The sequence below is a fragment of the Paracoccus litorisediminis genome (assembly GCF_009711205.1).
In the GTDB taxonomy this organism is placed as follows: domain Bacteria; phylum Pseudomonadota; class Alphaproteobacteria; order Rhodobacterales; family Rhodobacteraceae; genus Paracoccus; species Paracoccus litorisediminis.
The window spans coordinates 67,050-85,783 of record NZ_WMIG01000006.1; the positions used below are offsets into that span (position 1 = coordinate 67,050).

Annotated in this window: 17 protein-coding genes; 3 read left to right on the top strand and 14 right to left on the bottom strand. The window is 62.8% G+C overall.

Features of this window, described 5'->3' with window-relative positions; all coding sequences use genetic code 11:
• Positions 1-216: 216 nt before the first annotated feature.
• On the bottom strand, positions 217-1,014 hold the full coding sequence (locus tag GL300_RS12965; RefSeq protein ID WP_155040061.1) for a transporter: 798 nt from the start codon (positions 1,012-1,014) through the stop codon (positions 217-219).
• Between the two features lie 290 nt (positions 1,015-1,304).
• Here GL300_RS12965 and GL300_RS12970 point away from each other — a divergent pair, with 290 nt between their 5' ends.
• Positions 1,305-2,288, top strand: a complete 984-nt coding sequence (locus GL300_RS12970) for an IS30 family transposase (RefSeq protein WP_155040062.1) — start codon at positions 1,305-1,307, stop codon at positions 2,286-2,288.
• Positions 2,289-2,452: 164 nt separating this feature from the next.
• On the opposite strand, the gene GL300_RS12975 is transcribed toward GL300_RS12970, so the two are convergent.
• Genes GL300_RS12975 through GL300_RS13005 form a run of 7 tightly spaced genes read right to left on the bottom strand, consistent with a single transcriptional unit; the run spans position 2,453 to position 9,486 of the window.
• Positions 2,453-3,799 carry an FGGY-family carbohydrate kinase gene (locus tag GL300_RS12975; RefSeq protein ID WP_155040063.1) on the bottom strand — a complete coding sequence of 449 codons (1,347 nt, stop codon included), beginning with the start codon at positions 3,797-3,799 and terminating at the stop codon, positions 2,453-2,455.
• On the bottom strand, positions 3,796-4,110 hold the full coding sequence (gene rhaM, locus GL300_RS12980; protein WP_211595061.1) for an L-rhamnose mutarotase: 315 nt from the start codon (positions 4,108-4,110) through the stop codon (positions 3,796-3,798). The genes GL300_RS12975 and rhaM overlap by 4 nt, the downstream gene beginning before the upstream one ends.
• Positions 4,110-5,096, bottom strand: coding sequence for an ABC transporter permease (locus GL300_RS12985; RefSeq protein ID WP_155040065.1), 987 nt, complete (start codon positions 5,094-5,096; stop codon positions 4,110-4,112). The genes rhaM and GL300_RS12985 overlap by 1 nt, the downstream gene beginning before the upstream one ends.
• Positions 5,093-6,064, bottom strand: a complete 972-nt coding sequence (locus tag GL300_RS12990; protein ID WP_155040066.1) for an ABC transporter permease — start codon at positions 6,062-6,064, stop codon at positions 5,093-5,095. The genes GL300_RS12985 and GL300_RS12990 overlap by 4 nt, the downstream gene beginning before the upstream one ends.
• A gap of 8 nt (positions 6,065-6,072) precedes the next feature.
• Positions 6,073-7,590: a sugar ABC transporter ATP-binding protein gene (locus tag GL300_RS12995; RefSeq protein WP_155040067.1), complete on the bottom strand. Its 1,518-nt coding sequence runs from the start codon at positions 7,588-7,590 to the stop codon at positions 6,073-6,075.
• Between the two features lie 60 nt (positions 7,591-7,650).
• Positions 7,651-8,649, bottom strand: a complete 999-nt coding sequence (rhaS, locus tag GL300_RS13000; RefSeq protein ID WP_155040068.1) for a rhamnose ABC transporter substrate-binding protein — start codon at positions 8,647-8,649, stop codon at positions 7,651-7,653.
• A 30-nt stretch (positions 8,650-8,679) separates the two neighbouring features.
• Entirely contained in the window at positions 8,680-9,486 is an 807-nt protein-coding gene (locus GL300_RS13005; RefSeq protein WP_155040069.1) for a DeoR/GlpR family DNA-binding transcription regulator, read from the bottom strand.
• A 189-nt stretch (positions 9,487-9,675) separates the two neighbouring features.
• On the opposite strand from GL300_RS13005, the gene GL300_RS13010 reads away from it, so the two are divergent.
• Together GL300_RS13010 and rhaI are read left to right on the top strand one after the other, a co-directional pair.
• Positions 9,676-11,778, top strand: coding sequence for a bifunctional rhamnulose-1-phosphate aldolase/short-chain dehydrogenase (locus GL300_RS13010; protein ID WP_155040070.1), 2,103 nt, complete (start codon positions 9,676-9,678; stop codon positions 11,776-11,778).
• Between the two features lie 5 nt (positions 11,779-11,783).
• Positions 11,784-13,058, top strand: a complete 1,275-nt coding sequence (gene rhaI, locus GL300_RS13015; RefSeq protein WP_155040071.1) for an L-rhamnose catabolism isomerase — start codon at positions 11,784-11,786, stop codon at positions 13,056-13,058.
• 49 nt (positions 13,059-13,107) lie between these two features.
• On the opposite strand, the gene GL300_RS13020 is transcribed toward rhaI, so the two are convergent.
• Genes GL300_RS13020 through GL300_RS13045 form a run of 6 tightly spaced genes read right to left on the bottom strand, consistent with a single transcriptional unit; the run spans position 13,108 to position 18,689 of the window.
• Complete coding sequence (locus GL300_RS13020) at positions 13,108-13,887, bottom strand: DUF1684 domain-containing protein (protein WP_155040072.1); 780 nt, start codon at positions 13,885-13,887, stop codon at positions 13,108-13,110.
• The gene (locus GL300_RS13025) at positions 13,884-14,636 is read right to left on the bottom strand and encodes an ABC transporter ATP-binding protein (protein ID WP_155040073.1); all 753 of its coding nucleotides are present in this window, start codon (positions 14,634-14,636) and stop codon (positions 13,884-13,886) included. Before GL300_RS13025 ends, GL300_RS13020 begins: the two co-directional genes overlap by 4 nt.
• Positions 14,633-15,439, bottom strand: a complete 807-nt coding sequence (locus GL300_RS13030) for an ATP-binding cassette domain-containing protein (protein ID WP_155040074.1) — start codon at positions 15,437-15,439, stop codon at positions 14,633-14,635. The genes GL300_RS13025 and GL300_RS13030 overlap by 4 nt, the downstream gene beginning before the upstream one ends.
• Positions 15,436-16,245 (bottom strand): ABC transporter permease, encoded by an 810-nt coding sequence (locus GL300_RS13035; RefSeq protein WP_155040075.1) that lies wholly within the window; start codon positions 16,243-16,245, stop codon positions 15,436-15,438. Before GL300_RS13035 ends, GL300_RS13030 begins: the two co-directional genes overlap by 4 nt.
• Positions 16,242-17,201, bottom strand: a complete 960-nt coding sequence (locus GL300_RS13040; RefSeq protein WP_155040076.1) for an ABC transporter permease — start codon at positions 17,199-17,201, stop codon at positions 16,242-16,244. The genes GL300_RS13035 and GL300_RS13040 overlap by 4 nt, the downstream gene beginning before the upstream one ends.
• 3 nt (positions 17,202-17,204) lie before the next feature.
• Positions 17,205-18,689, bottom strand: a complete 1,485-nt coding sequence (locus tag GL300_RS13045) for an ABC transporter substrate-binding protein (RefSeq protein WP_155040077.1) — start codon at positions 18,687-18,689, stop codon at positions 17,205-17,207.
• Positions 18,690-18,734 lie beyond the last annotated feature (45 nt).

Consider the following 18,734-nt stretch of genomic DNA (forward strand, 5'->3'; position numbering starts at 1 on the left):
AGAACCGGACGCAGCCTTGTGCAAATCGCCCAGCTTAGTCCCGACGATCCAGCTCAGACGAGTTGGCAATCCGTCCCTATACGCCAAGTGTCGATCAATAATATTCGAGCGTAATGCAATTAATTTAGACAATTTCTGTCCCTCATGCCCGGTTTTCGGGCATGAGGATTATCAAGCTGTCTCACTACGTCGCAACCTCATGCGGACAGGCGCAGTTCAACCTTTCGGGAACAGCCAGGTCACCGAGGCTCGCGCACCCCAGTCGTCCTTCGGTCCATTCTCGGGCGTGTCCGCCCAGTAGCGGGCTCCGACCTGCAAGCTGACGGGTTGAGCGCCGAATTGCATCAACTTAGCGATCTGCATGTTGATCGGCACGCTCCATTCCTCAGCCTTCCAGTCATAGGTCGACTCGGTGTTCAGCGAGAATGTCCAGGCAGTGGGCGTGGTATAGGCCATGAAAGGTTGCAGGAAGGTCGAGGAGATGTCGTTGCGGTCATCCTCTCCGGCAACCGACCACAGGTGGTTCGCCAGTCCGCCAAAGGTCCAGTTGCCGCTTTGCTTCAGCACGACCGCAGTCGGACCGATGGCCCATTTCTCGGCCCCCAGCAATTCGTCGCTGGCAGTCGGCAAGTAGAAGGCCGGACCCGCCCCCCAGATCAGCCCATTCGCGGTGGGTTCCTTGGGAGAGAAGAAGAAGCTGGCAAGGATATCGCCAAGACCCGATTGACTGCCCGACTCTCCGGCAATGTCCTTTTGGTCGATGATCGGGACGATCACCCGCGCGATGACGTTCCAATTTTCATTGAGATCAATCGGAATGACCGGCTGGACGTTCAGAACGTTCTTTTCCCCGTCAGCAGAGCCATAGCCGGAATCATGGTTGAACTGAAACGGCAGACTGATCAGCGAGGCGACCGGGTTGGAAAGCTGCTTGGCCAGATCCTGGTCTTGCGCGAGGGCCGGCACGCTGCTCAATGAAGCCGCCGCGATCAGCCCGACTTGTAGTGCTTTCATGTATATTCCCCTTCGTGAGGGCCGAGCGGGAACTTGAACGCCCACATTCCGGCGGCTTGATCGCCATTCGAATCAGGAAGTCATCATGGGAATGGTAGCAGCCGATTTTTCCTCAGCGCAGTAAGGCCACGCAGGAGCGAATACGGTGTGACATGTCGGTCACAAATGATTACGGCATTTGAATTACATAATTGTGATTATCCTACGCCTTTGCGAACAGTGGGGACGTGCTATTTCTGAATGCGACTTTTTATGCTCGACAATGGGTTGAGCCATGAAAGGATCGCAGAATGAAGGTTCGGTTTTCTCACCTTTCGCTCTCTGATCGGGGCAAGATCGAGCGCTGGCGGCATGCCAAGCTGAGCCCTGATGAGATGGCCCGCCGACTTGGCCGGCATCGCTCGACGATCTTCCGCGAACTCAAGCGCAATCATTTCCACGACAGCGAGATCCCGAAGCTCAGCGGCTATTGGTGTGTCGTGGCCCAGAGCCGCTGCGATGCCCGCCGGACGCGGCGACGCAAGCTCGTCCGCGATCCGCGCTTGCGCGACCAGGTCGAGCGCTGCTTGCGCGCCGGCTGGACGCCCGAGCAGATCGCCGGGCGGATGCGCTATGAGCGCGCGCCCGCCTCGGTCTGCCACGAGACCATCTACCGCCACATCTATTCCGAGGAAGGCCGCCGCGCTGAACTTTGGCGTCACCTTCCCTCGGGCCGCAGGTGCCGCCGTGGCTATCGGTTGCGCAAACGGCTGCCGCCGAAATTCGCCCCTGAACTCAGTATCTTGTTCAGTCCCGATGTCATCGCGCATCGCAAGGAGTTCGGACATTGGGAGGAAGATTTGGTCTTATTCAGGCAGAAATACGGCCCGGCCAATGTCGCCACGATGATCGAGCGCACCAGCCGGTTCCTTCTTGTGCTGAAGAACGAAGAAAAGCGCGCCAAGCCGATCATGTCCCAGATCGCGCAGGCGTTGATGCCCCTGCCCCGCCATGCCTGTCGCTCGGTGACATTCGATCGCGACTCCGAATTCGTCGACAGGCCACATTTACAGGCTGAAGTCGGCGCGCAAACATGGTTCTGCGAGGCCCGGTCGCCTTGGCAGAAAGGTGCCGTCGCAAACGCCAAAAAACGGCTGCGGCGCTGGCTCTGTCGCGACACCGATCCCAACAGCCTGTCCCAGGAGAATCTACGATTTCTCTACGCCGGGTTGAACACCACGCCGCGCAAATGCCTCGGCTTCCGTACGCCAGCCAAAGTGTTGGCTCCTAAGTAAAACAGAAAGACACTGATCAGTGCTAGATTTCGGTCATCTGCAGTCATCTGCCGCCCCGCTGGTGTTTTCCTCCAACAACCGATGACAGAGCCACACACGCAACCCTGACTTCATAACGTCAAGCTCACGCCAAATCTGGCGCCACAAGCACGCAACGCGATGGGTCAACCTACCTCTGCCCACCATGCCTGCGCATAGCCGCTTATCCCCGCATCGCTGGGAACGCGGGTGGTCGGCAACGCATTTGCCTTGGGCAGGCACAGCAATGCCGCGCCGGCGGAGGTTCCTGTTGCAGATCCGGCGATCTGGATCCCATCCGACCTCAGCGTCGCGAGCATCTCGCAGAAATCCGGGTTTCGGGCAAAGGGCCCCTCGATCAGCGCGGGTCCCCGCGATCCGGTCAGAGTCAGGCAGGTGTCCGTCATCAGCGCCAGATACCACGATAACGCCAGCATACGTTGACCCTCGGTCTGCGGTTCCGAAGTCCAGCGCATCTTGCGACCCTGGAAAGGGCCGGAATCGCTCACGACCGCAGGCAGGATCATGAGCCCTCGCCGCAGCACTTCCGCGCGGTCGGCATCCGTCGGGTGTGCCTCGGATCCCCCGCGCAGCACCTCATATTCCCGACCTCCCATGAAGCGGGCCGAGGGCACCGGCTGCCCGAGCGCGTTGACATTGACGAGAACGTCCCGCGTCGGGTCCAACGCAACGGGCGACGTCCCCATGGACATCACGACGACCCATGTGCCGGTCGAGACCACCGAAAACGGCCCCTTCCGCCCCAGCAGATAGGGATAAAGCGAGGCGTTGCTGTCATGTATGCCAACAGCAACCGGTGTGCCCGCCCGCAGGCCGGTTGCTGCTGCAAGCTCGGGACGCAGATGACCCAGAACCTCGGACGGGCAACGCGGCGGGGCAATCCGCCCCTCCAGTCCCAGCCGCGAAACGAGGTCGGAAAAACGGCCCTCCCACGGGTTCCACAGATCGGTGTGACAACCAAGCGAGGTCACGTCGCTGGCCAATTCACCGGTCAACCGCCATCCCCAATATTGCGGATAGGTCAGGACATGCGCCAACCGCCCCGACAGGTCGGGATCGTGGCCCAGCTGCCAATGCAATTGCGCGCCAAGGTTCAACCCATGCGGCAGCCGGGGCGATCCGGTCTGCGCGAATTCCGGGCGGATCGCATCATATGCGGCAGCGACCGCGTCCGGGCCGTCATGCTCGTAATCGAGCATCGGCGCGGCCAACTCACCTGCCCCATCCAGCAGCACCGCCGCCGCACCATGCGTCGTGACCGAGATCGCATCGATCCCATGCTGCGCGTGGAAGGCAGACAAATGGTGCAGGAAGAACTGCCAATGCCCCTCAAGATCGGTATGCGGCCATGGCGGGCCGGGCAAGGGGCGGTTCGGGCGTGTGACGACAGCGATCTCCGTCAGGGTCTCGCCCTCGACCAGGGCCAGTTTGGCATTGGTCTTGCCGATATCGATGACGGCGATGCGGGTCATGGCAGGTGGAACATCGGGATCAGGGGGATGGCAATGGGCTCATTGTCGGGATGGGTCGCCATCAGGTCGGCCATATGTGCCCACCAGCGCTGCATGACCGGATGGGCGGGCAAATCGTCCATGCCGTGATCGTCGGTCCGCCACAGCACGCCAAACAGCGCGTTGGTTTCCGGGTCAAGATGGATCGAATAGTCCTGCACCCCAGCATCCTTCAGCAGCGCGACCAGCTCGGGCCAGATCGCGTCATGGCGGCGGCGGTACTCATCCGCCATCCCGGGATTGAGCTGCATTCGAAAGGCGTATTTCTGCATCATTTCCTCAGCATCGTCCAAAGCCGGGGCAGCGCGATCACCGAGATCAGCAGCAGACCCATGATGATCGACATGACGATCCCTGGCACGTTCAACAGCCCCAATCCGAATGTCACCAGCCCCATGACCAGCGCCGCCAGCACGACACCGGCGATCGACCCCGAGCCGCCAAGGATGCTAACGCCGCCCAGAACAACGATGGTCACGACCTCAAGTTCAAACCCCGAGGCGATGCTGGGCCGGGTCGAGCCCAGCCGCGAGGTCAGGCAGATCGAGGCAATCCCGCTCATCAGCCCGGTCAGCAGGAACAGGATGAAGCGGATCTTCTCGACCCGGATGCCGGAAAAGCGCGCGGCAGTGGCGTTATTGCCGATGGCATAGACCATGCGTCCGAAATTGGTGCGGTGCAGCAGGATGCCGAAGGCAAGTGCTGCCAGCGCAAAGATCACCAGCTCGACGGTAATGACCCACCAGACATAGCCCTGCCCGAACCACGCAAAGCTGTCCGGGTAAGTGGTATAGGCCCCATCCCCCAGCGCGATGTAGCTGATGCCGCGAAACAGGCTCATCGTGCCGATGGTGACGACGATCGAGGGCAGGCCGAAGCGCGCGACCAAAAGCCCGTTGAACGCCCCGCAAACCAGCCCGGTACCCAGCCCCAGCACGACCAGCGCGGGTGTGCCCATCCCGGCTGCCGCCGCGGCCCCCATCACGGTCGAGGCCAGCGCAATGATCGAACCCACTGACAGGTCGATTTCGCCCGCGATGATCAGCATGGCCATGGCAAAGGCGATCATCGCCTTTTCGGTGAAGTTGAAGCTCGCGTCGCTGAGGTTCCACGGGTCGAGGAAATATGGAGATGCCAATGAATTCGCGATGAAAATCGCGACGGCTACGACCAGAAGCAGGGCCTCCCAGCTTTTCAGGGCGCGCGACAGGGGCGAGGTCAGGCGGTCGGGTATCTGGCGTCCGGTTGCCGTGGTCATGTCCGATGCTCCGCCTGTTTCAGGATGATGCGGCCGCTTTCGCGCTGGCTGGTGGCGTTGAAGGCAATCGCGACAAGGATCGCCGCGCCTGAAATCGCCATCTGCCAAAAGGGCGAGATGCCGACGACTGGCAGGGCGTTCTTGATGATGCCCAGAAACAGCGCCCCCATGACGCAGCCCGCCACCGTGCCCGAGCCGCCCGCAATGGCGATGCCGCCAATGACGCAGGCGGCAACCACGTCCAATTCAAACCCGCCGGCGATATCGACATAGGCCACGGCATAGCGCGCCACCCACAGATAGCCGGTCAACCCGGCCAGCGCCCCGGCCAGAACAAAGGCCGCGAATTGTGTCCGGCCGACCGAGATACCGGTATAGACCGCCGCATGGGGGTTGCCTCCGACGGCATGGAAGGCGCGGCCAAGCGCCGTACGGTTCATCAGCACCGCAACGCCCGCGACCACCGCCAGCGCGATCCATGTCATCACCGGCAGACCCGCGATGATGGTGCGGGGGAAGGCCTTGAAGCCCTCGCTCATCTGGTGGGCGTTGATCCATGCACCGCCCGTCAGCAGGAAGATCGTGCCGCGATAGATCGTCATCGTACCAAGGGTCACGACGATGGACGGGATGCCCAGTTTCCAGACCATCAACCCGTTCACCGCGCCAAGCGCCGCGCCAAGCGCGATCACCGCCAGCAGGATCAACGGCAGCGGCACCCCTGCCCCGTTCATCAGCGCCGCAATCATGCCGCAAAGCGCCAAATTCGCCGCCACCGACAGGTCGATGCATTTCGTCAGGATCACCGCCATCTGACCCAGCGCCAGCAGGATCAGCGGCGAGGTATCGGTCAGCACGCGGGCAAGGTTTCCGGGCGTGACAAAGCCCGGAAAGCGGCTGGCGATCAGTGCCAGCAGCGCAAGGATGGCAAAAGCAAGGATGGCCTCGCGGGATTTCAGGATGCTCATGCGGTGCCTCAGTTGATGCCGACGGCGGCGCGGACAAGGTTTTCCGGGGTCATCTCGTCACCCGTATATTCGGCAGCGATGCGGCCTTCGCGCATGACGATGACGCGGTCGGACATGCCCAGAACCTCGGGGATTTCGCTGCTGACCATGATGACCGCCAGCCCCTGCCCGGCGAGTTCCGACATGAAGTCATGGACGGCGGCTTTTGAGCCGATATCGATGCCCTTGGTCGGCTCATCAAGGATGATGACGCGGGGCTTGGTCGCCAGCCATTTGGCGATGACGACCTTTTGCTGGTTGCCCCCGGACAGCAGGCCGACATCCTGATCAAGGCTCGCCGCCCGCAGGTCCAGCCGCTGGGTATAGTCGCGGGCCAGGGAAAATTCCTCGGCCAGCCGCAGGAAGCCCGCGCGGCTGGTCCGCGCGAGCGACGGCAGCGTCACGTTCTGAAAGATCGGCAGGCCCTTGACCGCGCCCTGCTTGCCGCGATCCTCGGGGACATAGACGATGCCCGCATGAACCGCCTGCGCGGTCGAGCGGATCACCCGCACGTCGTCCCCGATCCGGCAGGCCCCACGCGAAGGGCGGGTGATGCCAAACAAAGACTGCATGACCTCGCTGCGGCCTGCGCCGACAAGGCCGTAAAAGCCAAGGATCTCACCCTGATGCAGGGTGAAGTTGATGTTCTCGAACTCGGTCGGATGGCAATACCCGACGACCGTCAAGGCAGGCGCTCCGATCTGCGCCGGGCGCTTGGGATAGATCTGGTCGACCGAGCGACCGACCATCAGGCGGACCAGTTCGGCTTCTTTCACATCGGCCATCAAACCTTCGCCGACGAATTGCCCGTCGCGGAAGACGGTCCAGCGGTCGGCGATGCGGAAGATTTCGTCGAATTTGTGGCTGATGAACAGGATCGCCTTGCCCTGTGATTTCAGCTTCTCGACCAGTTCGTAAAGCTCGGCGATTTCCTTATGCGACAACGCGGCGGTCGGCTCGTCCATGATGACGACGCGGGCGTCGATCGACAGCGCGCGCGCAATCGCGACCAGATGGCGCGAGGCGATGCTAAGGTCCTTCAGCCGCACCATCGGGTTCAGATCGGCCCCGATGCTGCGCAGGATCGCGCCCGCGCGGTCACGCATGGCCTTGCGGTCGATCAGGCCGAAACGGGTACGCGGCGCATGACCAATGAAGATGTTCTCGGCCACGGTCAATTCGTCGAACAGCACCGTTTCCTGATGGATCGCGGTCACGCCGGAATGACCCGCCGCCTGCGCGGTCGGGAAATGCACCGGCGCGCCATCGACAAGGATCTGCCCCTCATCGGGCTGATAGATCCCGGTCAGGATCTTGACGATGGTGGATTTCCCCGCGCCATTCTCACCCACAAGGGCGGTGACTTGACCGGGGTAAAGGTCAAGCTGCACGCCGCCAAGGGCACGCACGCCGGGAAATGTCTTGACGATGCCGCGCAGTGACAGCACCGGTTCGGTGCCGCCTGCGGCCCCTGTTCTGGCCAGCATGAAAGTGATCCTGTGATGTCGGCCCGGCAGGATACGCCGGGCCGTGCCGTTCAAGTCAGATCAGAAGATCGAGCTGAACTGGTCGATATTGCCCGCGTCATAGACGAAGGGATCGGCCATGGCGGCTTCGTTCTTGTCGTCCAGTTTCACTTCACCCATGCGACCGATCGCGATCGAGGCACCGGGCTTGGCCTCGGCATCCTTCTTGGCCAGATGATAGGCCAGCATGGTCGCCGAATAGCCCAGATCGATCGGGTTCCAGATCGCGAAGGATTTGGACGCGCCCGATTTCACATGCCCCGCCATTTCCGAGGGCAACCCCAGACCGGTGACGTTCACCTGCCCCACCTTGCCGGCATCGGTCACCGCTTGTGCTGCTGCCACAATTCCCACCGACGTCGGGGCGATGATCGCCTTGAGGTTCGGATAGGTCTGCATCAGGCCTTGGGCCTCGCGGTAGGACTTGTCGGCAAGGTCATCGCCATAGACCGTGCCCACGACCTTCACGTTCGGGTAGTTGGGGGCGACCTTGTTCATCTCCTCGATCCAGGTGTTCTGGTTGGTCGAGGTGGTGGTGGCCGACAGGACCGCGACTTCGCTGGTCCCATCTTTCGGCAGATTGTCCGCGGCCAGCTTGATGATCATGTTGCCGATCAGCGAGCTGGAGGACGGGTTCAGGTGCATCTGCCGACCTTCCGGCGCGACGCCCGAATCCCAGCTGATGACGGTGATGCCGCGATCCATCGCCTTTTTCAGCGTCGGAACAAGGGCATCGGTGTCATTGGCCGAAACCGCGATGGCATCGACCTTTTGCGCGATCAGGCTGTTGATGACCTCAATCTGGCCTTCAGCGGTGGTGTCGGTCGGGCCGGTATAGATGATCTTGACGTCGCCAAGCTCTTTCGCGGCTTCCTCGGCGCCCTTGTTCGCGGCCTCAAAGAAACCGATCCCCAGCGCCTTTACCACCAGCGCGATGCGCATTTCCTCGGCCTGCGCCGCCGTGGTCATCAAAGCCAGACCCATTGCAGCCGTGGCCAGTGCCTTACCAATTACGCTCATTCGTTCCTCCCCTATGAGCGGTTTTGCGCGTCACTCCTCCTGCGCGCGCTTTTTTCTGTCCGTCGCGGCCTCGGCCACGATCAGACGGACTTCGGCAGCCTCCAGCATCTGCGCGGCGCGATCCTCGATCCCACTGTCGGTAATGACGGTATGGATCCGGTTCAGCGGGCACAAAAGCAGGCTGGAGCGCTGGTTGAATTTGGAACTGTCGGCCAGAACGACCAATTCATCGGCCTGATCGATCAGCTTCTGCTCGGCCTGAACCAGAAGGGGGTCCCCCTCCATCAGGCCCAAGGGTCCAAGACCACGGCAGCCCATGAACATGCGCCGGGCATAGAAATGGTTGCTGCCATCGGTGTCGAAGGGCGACAGGATAATGTTCTGTTCGCGATAGATCGCACCCGCCGGAACCAGAACCGTGTTCTTGGAATGCTTCAGCAGATGTTCGGCGATTGGAAAGCTGTTGGTAAAGACCTGCAACCGCTTCGTGGTCAGCGGATGCACCATCTGAAAGGTGGTCGTGCCGCCATTGACGATGATCGCATCGCCATCTTCGCACAGATCCACCGCCGCCTGCGCAATGGCGCGCTTTTCCGCGATATGCAGCGTCTGGTTCACCGCGAAGGGCCGCGCATTAATGCCGACGAATTGCGGCGGCGAGATCGCCTCGGCCCCGCCCCTGACACGGCGCAGTTTCTTGGCCAGATGCAGCTGGCCGATATCGCGCCGCACAGTCGCCTCGGACGCGCCGGTCAGCGCGCACAGATCGCCAACCGTCACCACCGGCCGCTCCTGCACGGCCGAAAGGATGATACGATGACGTTCAGTTTCCAGCATGATGCGCCCCTAGTTCCACGGATCAGTTTCCATCATTACCGCTCACTGTCAATCATATTTGATCGCAATCATGATTGCTGCGCCTGCACAGTGATCGATTATGATCGAAACTGATTGACGATTGCGCGAATCCGAGTCTTATTCGCTCAGGGAAGCGCGGCAGGTCTTGACCGCCTAGGGAGGGTTTCCATGACTGGAACAATTGCGGCCAACCGGCTTGAGAACCTGTGGGATGACGCCCGCGCCAACGGAATGAGCGAATCGGAAAAGCTGCTTTACCGCTCGAATCTGCTGGGTTCGGACAAGCGCGTCACGAATTACGGCGGCGGCAATACCTCGGCCAAGGTGATGGAAACCGACCCGCTGACCGGCGATACGGTCGAAGTGCTGTGGGTCAAGGGCTCGGGCGGCGATATCGGCTCGATGAAGATGGACGGATTTTCGACCCTTTACATGGACAAGCTGCGCGCCCTGAAAGGCAAGTATCGCGGGCTGGCCTTCGAGGATGAGATGGTCGGCTACCTGCCCCATTGCACCTTCGCGCTGAACCCGCGCGCGGCCAGCATCGACACGCCCCTGCATGCCTATGTGCCCCGCAAGCATGTCGATCACGTCCATTCCGATGCGATCATCGCCATTGCTGCATCGACCAATTCTCGCGAGTTGACCGCCGAGATTTTTGGTAGCGAGATCGGCTGGCTGCCATGGAAGAAGCCCGGCTACGAACTGGGCCTGTGGCTGGAAAAATTCGCGACCGAGAACCCGCAGGCGCGCGGCTGCGTGCTGGAAAGCCACGGCCTGTTCACCTGGGCCGATGACGCCAAGGATTGCTACCTGACCACGCTGGAAATCATCAACAAGGCCGCCGCATGGCTTGAGGAGCGGACCGCGGGCAAGCCTGCATTCGGCGGCGCCAAGGTCCCGACATTGGACGCCTCGGCACGGCGCGAGGTTGCGGCAAAGCTGATGCCGGTGATCCGTGGCCTGATTTCCAAGGACCGCCACAAGGTCGGCCATTTCGACGATCAGCCCGCCGTGCTGGAATTCGTAGGCTCGAACGCGCTGGATACTCTGGCCCCGATGGGGACCTCTTGCCCGGATCATTTCCTGCGCACCAAAATCCGCCCGCTGGTGGTCGATTTCGCCCCCGCCGCCCCCGATCTGGACGCGACCATTGCCGGGCTGGAAAAGGCCGTCGCCGATTACCGCGAGGATTACGCGGCCTATTACGATCGCTGCAAGCATCCCGACAGCCCCGCCTTGCGGGACCCGAATGCAGTGGTCTACCTGATCCCCGGTGTCGGCATGATCACCTTTGCCTTGGACAAGGCCACGGCGCGGATCTCGGGCGAGTTCTATGTCAATGCGATCAACGTGATGCGCGGGGCCAGCGCCGTCAGCACCTATCAGGGCCTGCCCGAGCAAGAAGCCTTTGACATCGAATATTGGCTGCTCGAGGAAGCCAAACTGCAACGGATGCCCAAGCCGAAATCCTTGGCCGGACGCGTGGCGCTGGTCACCGGCGGCGCGGGCGGGATCGGTGCCGCCACCGCCGAACGCTTCCTGAGCGAAGGCGCCTGCGTCATGCTGGCCGATATCGACGCCACCGCATTGGCCACCGCGCAGCAGGCACTGTCCGCCCGCCACGGCAAGGATGTCGTCCGCAGCGTGCAGATGAACGTCACCGACGAGGCTCAGGTAATCGCTGCCTATGCCGAAATGGCTGTCGAATTCGGAGGCGTCGACATTCTGGTCTCGAATGCCGGGATCGCCTCTTCGGCCCCGGTCGAGGACACCACGCTGGCCTTGTGGAACCGGAACATGGACATTCTGTCCACCGGCTATTTCCTTGTCTCGCGCGAGGCATTCAGACTGCTGCGCAAGCAGGATATCGGCGGTTCCATCATCTTCGTCGCCTCAAAGAACGGCCTCGCCGCCAGCCCCAATGCCAGCGCTTACTGCACGGCCAAGGCGGCCGAAATCCATCTGGCGCGCTGCCTTGCGCTGGAAGGGGCAGAAGCGCAGATCCGCGTCAATGTCGTGAACCCCGATGCCGTACTGCGCGGCTCCAAGATCTGGGAAGGCGAGTGGCTGGACCAGCGCGCCGCGACCTACAAGACCGACAAGGAAGGGCTTGAGGAAATGTATCGCCAGCGCTCGATGCTGAAACGCTCGGTCCTGCCCGAGGATATCGCCGAGGGCGCCTATTTCTTCGCCAGCGATCTTTCCGCCAAATCGACCGGGAACATCCTGAACGTCGATGCCGGCAACGTCCAATCCTTCCCGCGGTGAGCGCCATGATCGACAAGCACCTGATCGAGGCTGAAAACGCCGCCCGCGCCAAGGATCTGGCGCAGGATTACGAGGCCCTCGCCGCGCGCCTTGCCCGCCGTGATGTCGATATCGAGGATCTGACCGCCCGCGCCACGGCCTTTGGCGTTGCCGTTCCCAGTTGGGGCACCGGCACCGGCGGCACGCGCTTTGCCCGCTTTCCGGGTCTGGGCGAACCACGCGGCATCATGGACAAGCTGGACGATTGCGCGGTCATTAACCGTCTGACCGATGCCACGCCATCGGTCAGCCTGCATATTCCCTGGGACAAGGAGGACCCCGCGCTACTGCTGGAAAAGGCCGGGGAATGCGAGCTTGGCTTTGACGCCATGAACTCAAACACCTTTCAGGATCAGCCGGATCAGGAACGCAGCTACAAATTCGGCTCGCTTTCCCATACCGATGCCGCCACCCGCGAGCAGGCGGTCGAACACAATCTGGAATGCATCGAGATCGGCCGTCAGATTGGCTCCAAGGCGCTGACAGTCTGGATCGGCGACGGCTCGAACTTCCCCGGCCAGACCTCGCTGTCTCGCCAGTTCGACCGCTATCTGGAGGCGATGAAGCAGGTCTATGCCGGGCTGCCGGACGATTGGCGGATCTTCTCAGAACACAAGATCTATGAACCCGCCTTCTATTCGACCGTGGTGCAGGATTGGGGCACCAGCCTGATGACCGCGCAAGAGCTTGGCCCCAAGGCGCAATGCCTGGTCGATCTGGGCCATCACGCCCCGAACGTGAATATCGAGATGATCGTCGCGCGCCTGATCCGCGCAGGCAAACTGGGCGGCTTCCATTTCAACGACAGCAAATATGGCGATGACGATCTGGACAGCGGCACGATCGAGCCGTTCCGCCTGTTCCTTGTCTTCAACGAGCTGGTCGAGCTGGAAAACACCCCCGGCCTGAACCTCGCGCATATGATCGACCAAAGTCATAATGTCACCGACCCGATCGAAAGTCTGATCGTCTCGGCCTGCGAGATCCAGCGCGCCTATGTGCAGGCCTCGCTGGTCGACCGCGCCGCGCTCGATGGCTACCGGCAGGAAAACGATGCGCTGATGGCAGCGGCAACCCTGCGTGCCGCATTCCGCACCGATGTCGAACCGATCCTCGCCATGGCGCGGGCACGGGCCGGTGCGGCCATCGACCCAGTCGCGGCCTATCGCGCCTCGGGCTACCGGGCCAAAACTGCGGAACAACGGCCGCGGGTCGCGGGTGGAGGCGGCGGGATCGTCTGATCCCGTCACCGACCGAAAAGGATGGGGCTCGATGCCCCGCCCTTTTCGTTCATCCCTCGATGGGCTTTTTCTCACCCGCGCGGATTTCAAAGGCCATGATGTTCTGACGCGGAGGCAGCGGGCAGACCGCGAATTCGGTAAAGGCGCAGGGCGGATTGAAGGCCTTGTTGAAGTCCAGCACGATCTTGTCGCCCGCCATCTCGCCAATCAGGAAGCGCGAGGCGCCATAGGTCTCGCGACCCGCCGTGCGGTCGCGGATCACGAACATCGGCTTGCCGGATTTCCAATGTGTCGGCAGCAGTTCCACCTGTTCTCCCTCATGGGTGAAGCGCGCAGCATGGGTCAGTTGGACCGAGGTTTCCACACCCGTCACCATGCCGATGCCCAAGGATTTTGGCACTTCCAGCTTTTCCCAATCCGCCTCGATCCGCCATGCGGGATCGATCGGATAGCTGTCGATCCCCGGAAACTCGCGGCGCGAAGGCGCATCGGCATCGCGCACCCGCAGGGCATATTGCCCCTCAAGCTGCGTCACCTCCAGCAGCAGCGCGCCGACCTTGATCCGCGGCGGGTTGTCCGGCACCGGCTTCAGCGCCTGCAATCCCTGCCCCGCGTCAAAGCGCGCCGTCCCATCGGCGTCCAGCTCCAGCACGCCCAGGCTCTCGGGACCGACCGACAGCACCACGTCATTTCCTGTACCGGCGCCGACCGTCAGCCGACCCGCCGCGATCTCGACCCGGTCGGTCAGGTTCAGCCAGCCATCCTCGGCAGTCAGGGCGGCAAGACGGCCCGCGCGCCAGGCCTCGATCTGGGATTGATAATCGGTCATGGGGTCTCCTCAGGCATATGCTGCAGGCTGGCCAGAAGCCGCTGCGTATAGGGATGCTGGGGCGCGCGCAGGATGTGGCGGGTCGCGCCCCCCTCGACGATACGCCCCTGTTGCAGGACGATCATGCGCGGGCACAGCGCCGCGACAATGGCGATGTCATGCGAAACCAGAACCAGCGTGATGTCACGCGCAAGCTCGGTTAACAGCTCGATCACGCGCACCTTGGTCGCCAGATCCAGCGCAGAAACCGGTTCATCGGCCAGCAACACGCGCGGCCGCGCGATCAGGGCTCGGGCAATGGCGATGCGCTGACGCTGCCCGCCGGAAAAGGCGCGAGGGTAGCGATCAAGGCTGTCCGCAGGCAGGCCCACGGCGTCCAGAACCCGCGCGGCCTCAGCACCGGCATCGCCGGGCAGATCCAGCGCGACATGGGGCTCGGTCAGGATGCGGCGCACCTTCATCCTTGGATCAAGCGAGGTATAGGGGTCCTGGAATACCGGTTGGACGAAGCGCCGATGTGCCTGCATCCGGGGACGCGAGCGGATATCCAGCACGGACCCATCAGCCTCGACCACGCCCTGATCCGGTCGCGCCAGCCCCAGCATCAACCGCAGGATGGTGGATTTCCCCGAGCCGCTTTCGCCCAGAATTCCAAGGCTCTCACCCTGTTCCAGCGCCAGCGACACATCATGCAGGATGGGCTGGCCGCCGTAGCCGAACTGCACATCGCGCAGAGAAATCAGGCTCATCGCATCCCCCTGACGGCCGTTTCCAGCTGGCGCGCTGCGGCGACCAGACCGCGGGTATATTCGTCCTGCGGCCGGGTAAAGACCTGACCCACCGGCCCTTCCTCGACCGCGCGGCCATGCTGCATGACGATCACGCGATCGGTGATGCGGGCGACGACGGGCAGGTCATGGCTGATGAACAGCAGCGCCAGCCCCTCGTCGCGGGCCAGATCGTCCAGCAGGTCCAGAACCTCGGCCTGCGTGGTGACGTCCAACGCAGTCGTCGGCTCATCCGCGATCAGCAGACGCGGTCCGCAAGCCAGCGCCATGGCGATGGCCACACGCTGGCGCTGCCCGCCCGAGACTTCGTGCGGCCATGAGCGCAGGATGCGTTCAGGGTCGGCAATCGACACCCGGTCCAGCCAGCGCAGCTGTTCGGCGCGCAGGGTGGCCGCGTCCAGCGCCCGCCCCTCGCGTCGGGCGCGGCGGCGGATCGGCAAGGCCAGTTGCTCACCCAGCCGCATCAGCGGGTCCAGCGCGGAACGCGGGTCTTGAAACACCACAGCAGCGACCGAACCGCGCAGCGGCACCAGCGCGCGATCCGACTGGCCGATGACCTGATGGCCGTCCAGCAAGACCGAGCCCTCGGCCCGAAGGCCATTTGCCAACAGCCCCACGACCGACATCGCGGTCAGCGACTTGCCCGAGCCGCTTTCGCCGACCAGCCCCAGCCTTTCGCCGGACTCGACCGAGAAGCTGATGCCATGGACCAACTCGCGCGCGGGGCCGTGGACGCGCAGATTTTCGACCTGAAGCAGGCTCATGCCGCCCCCCTTTCCGGGTCCAGCAGATCGCGCAAGCCATCGGCAAGGAAGTTGATCCCCAGAACCAGCGCCATCAGCGCCAATCCCGGCGCGATCACGCCGATCGGCGCATTATAGACCGTCGATTGCGCACTTTGCAGCAACTGCCCCCATGAGGCATTCGGCGGCGGCGCGCCAAGGCCCAGATAGGACAGCGAGGCCTCGGCAATCACCGCCAGCCCGAATTGCAGCGCAATCGCGACCAGCACGGTCGGCGCGATATTCGGCAAGACATGGACCAGCACGATCCGCCCCCAGCCCAGTCCAGAACAGCGCGCGGCGGTGATGTAATCCTGAGCCAGCACGCGCTTGGTCAGGATGCGTACCAGCCGTGCAAGGATCGCCGACATGGCGATGCCGATGGCAAGGATCGCCGTGCCCAAGGACGCCCCATCGCTGGCCGCCACGACCAGCATGGCCAGCAGCAGCGTCGGGAAGGCGATCAGGATATCCAGCGTCGCCGCCAGCGCATCATCGATCCCCCGCTGCGCAAAAGCAGAAAGCACGCCCAGCGTGGTCCCGATCAGCCCGCCAAGCGCTGCGGCACCGATCCCGACGGTTAGCGCGATCCGCGCCCCGATCATGACTTGGGTGAAATAGTCGCGCCCCAGCCGGTCGGTGCCCGCCCAATGCGCCCAAGACGGCGGTTGCAACCGTCCGCCCGCCATCGCGGTCGGATCATAGGGCAGCCAGACCAGCGTCAGCAGCGCCACCGCGACATTGATCCCGACAAGGATCGCACCGATCCACAGACTTGTGCGTCTCATCGTCCGGCCACCGTTTCACGCAGGCGCGGGTCGATCAGGCGCTGAACCACATCGGCCACGAAGCCGATCAGCAGCACCAGCAGGGTCGAGACCAGCAGCACCCCCTGCACCGTCGGATAATCCCTTTGCTGGATGCCCAGCAGCAGCATCGAGCCCAGCCCGGGCAGCGCAAAGACCCGCTCAACCACGACTGCGCCCAGCAGGGTCGAGGCCAGCTCGATCCCCAGAATGGAGATCACCGGCACCGCGCCATTGCGGATGCCGTGGCGGATCAGCGCGCGCGGGAAGCTCGCGCCCAAGGCGCGGGCGTTGCGCAGATAATCCGCGCCCAGCACGTCCAAAGTAGCCGAGCGCACATAGCGCATGAGCGACGCAGACATCACCAGAGAAATCGTCAGCACCGGCAGGATCAGCGCGCGGAAAGCGCCCGGAAAATCCTGCCAGCCCTTCATCGGGAAACCGCTCGCGGGCAGCATCCGCCACTTCACCGCGACCAGCCAGATCAGCAGCACCCCGATCCAAAAGACCGGAACCGCGATGCCCAGTTGCGACACCGCTGACAGCAGCGCCCCATACCAGCGATCCGCCCGCAGCGCCGAGATAATGCCCAGCGGCACCGCAATCGCCACCGCCAGCAGGAACGACGCCACCGTCAGCGGCAGCGTCACAGACAAGCGCGCCGCAATCTCGGGCAGGACCGGCGTGCCCGAGACAAAGGACTTGCCCAGATCGAAGCGCGCCAGATCAGACAGGAACATGCCCAGCTGCACCCAGATCGGCTGATCGGAACCGACCTGCGCGCGGGCGGCGGCGATCTGCGCTTCATCCGCGCCGACCGAAAGAAGCGCCGCCGCCGGATCGCCCGGCAGCAGACGCAGCAGCACGAAAAGCACCAGCCCCGCCGCGATCAGCGACAGGGCCAGCACGAAAGTCCGGCGCAGAAGATACCGGCCCATCCGTTACTCTTTGGCGATGCCGCGCAGGAAGAACTGGGCGTTCAGCCCGTTCAGCGGATAGCCCGTCGTCGCCGTGTTCGACACAACGATCTGCGGATACAGGAACAACCAGTTCGAGGCGGCATCCTCGGTGATGATGCGGTTCGCCTCGCGCAGCTTGTCGGCCTGTTGGGCCTCGGTGTCGCTGGCCTCGGCGGCAGCCACCAGTTCGGTCACTTTCGGGTTGTTATAGCCCCAGTAGAAGTCCGGGTTGCCATAGAAGACCACGTCGCGGTGGTTGACGTGTTCCTGCAGCGTCGCCTGAAAATCCTTGGCCTGATAGACCTTGGTGTACCATTCATTGGCGGTGATGACGTGGATGTTCACGGTGACGCCGATCTTGGCCAGTTCCGCCTTCAGGAACTCAGCCGTGATCGGATGCGGGTCGTAATTCGGGGTTTCCAGCGTGAAGGTGAAGCCTTCGGGGAAGCCCGCCTCGGCCAGCAGCGCCTTGGCGCTTTCCGGATCATAGGCATCGACGCTGGTCAGGTCCTCATACCATGCGTCGGTCGGGGGCACGAAGCTGCCCAGCACCATGCCGCGGTCGCCCCAGATCGCTTCCAGCAGCTTTTTCTTGTCCACGGCGCGGGCCAGCGCCTTGCGGACCTTAACGTTGTCGAAGGGGGCGACACGGTCGTTATACGCCATGATCTGCTTGGTCGTGGACTTGCCTTCGGAAATCTTGAAGGCTGAGGCATCCTCGAACTGAGCCAAAGCATCGGGGCTTTGTACCGAGGTGATGACATCCACCGCATCGGTCAGCAGCGCGTTGTTCAGCGCGGCGGCCTCGGTGAAATAGCTGAAGATCGCGCCGGAGTTCGCCGGCTTGTCGCCCCAGTAGCCGTCAAAGGCCTCCAGCGACAAGGCCGAACCGCGCTTCCAGTCGGCCAGCTTATAGGGGCCGGTGCCGTCTTCCTTGGCGGTGATGTCGCCCGCCGCATCATTCACCACCCAGACATAGCTGAGGTTATAGGGCAGCGAGATCGACTTCGATTTCAGCTTGATGACCACGGTCTTGTCGTCCGGGGTGTCGATGGATTCGATCGTCGACAGGCTTTTCTTGCGCGAGGATTTCGAGGTCTCGGCGGTCACACGCTCGATCGAGTATTTCACATCGGCGGCCGTCAGCGGCTCACCGGAATGGAAGGTCACGCCGGGCTTCAGGGTGAAGCTATGGGTCAGCCCATCTTCGCTGACCTCGTGCTTTTCCGCCAGGGCGGGCGTGACCGAGCCATCGTCGTTCAGGCGAAACAGCGCCTCATAGACGTTGTCGTTGAAGGCTTCGTTGATGCCCTGCCCCGCGCCCGCCGTATTGTCGAGGTTCTGCGGCTCATAGAGCGAGCCGACGCGGATCACCGCCGCAGGATCGGCAGCCAAGGCCGCGCCCGCCGACAGCAGGGCCGCCGAGGCGAGGCCGAAAATATGGACCGAGAGGCGCTTGGTGTTCATCTGCGATGACCTTTCAGACAATGCTTTGCCCGCACGATATCCGCA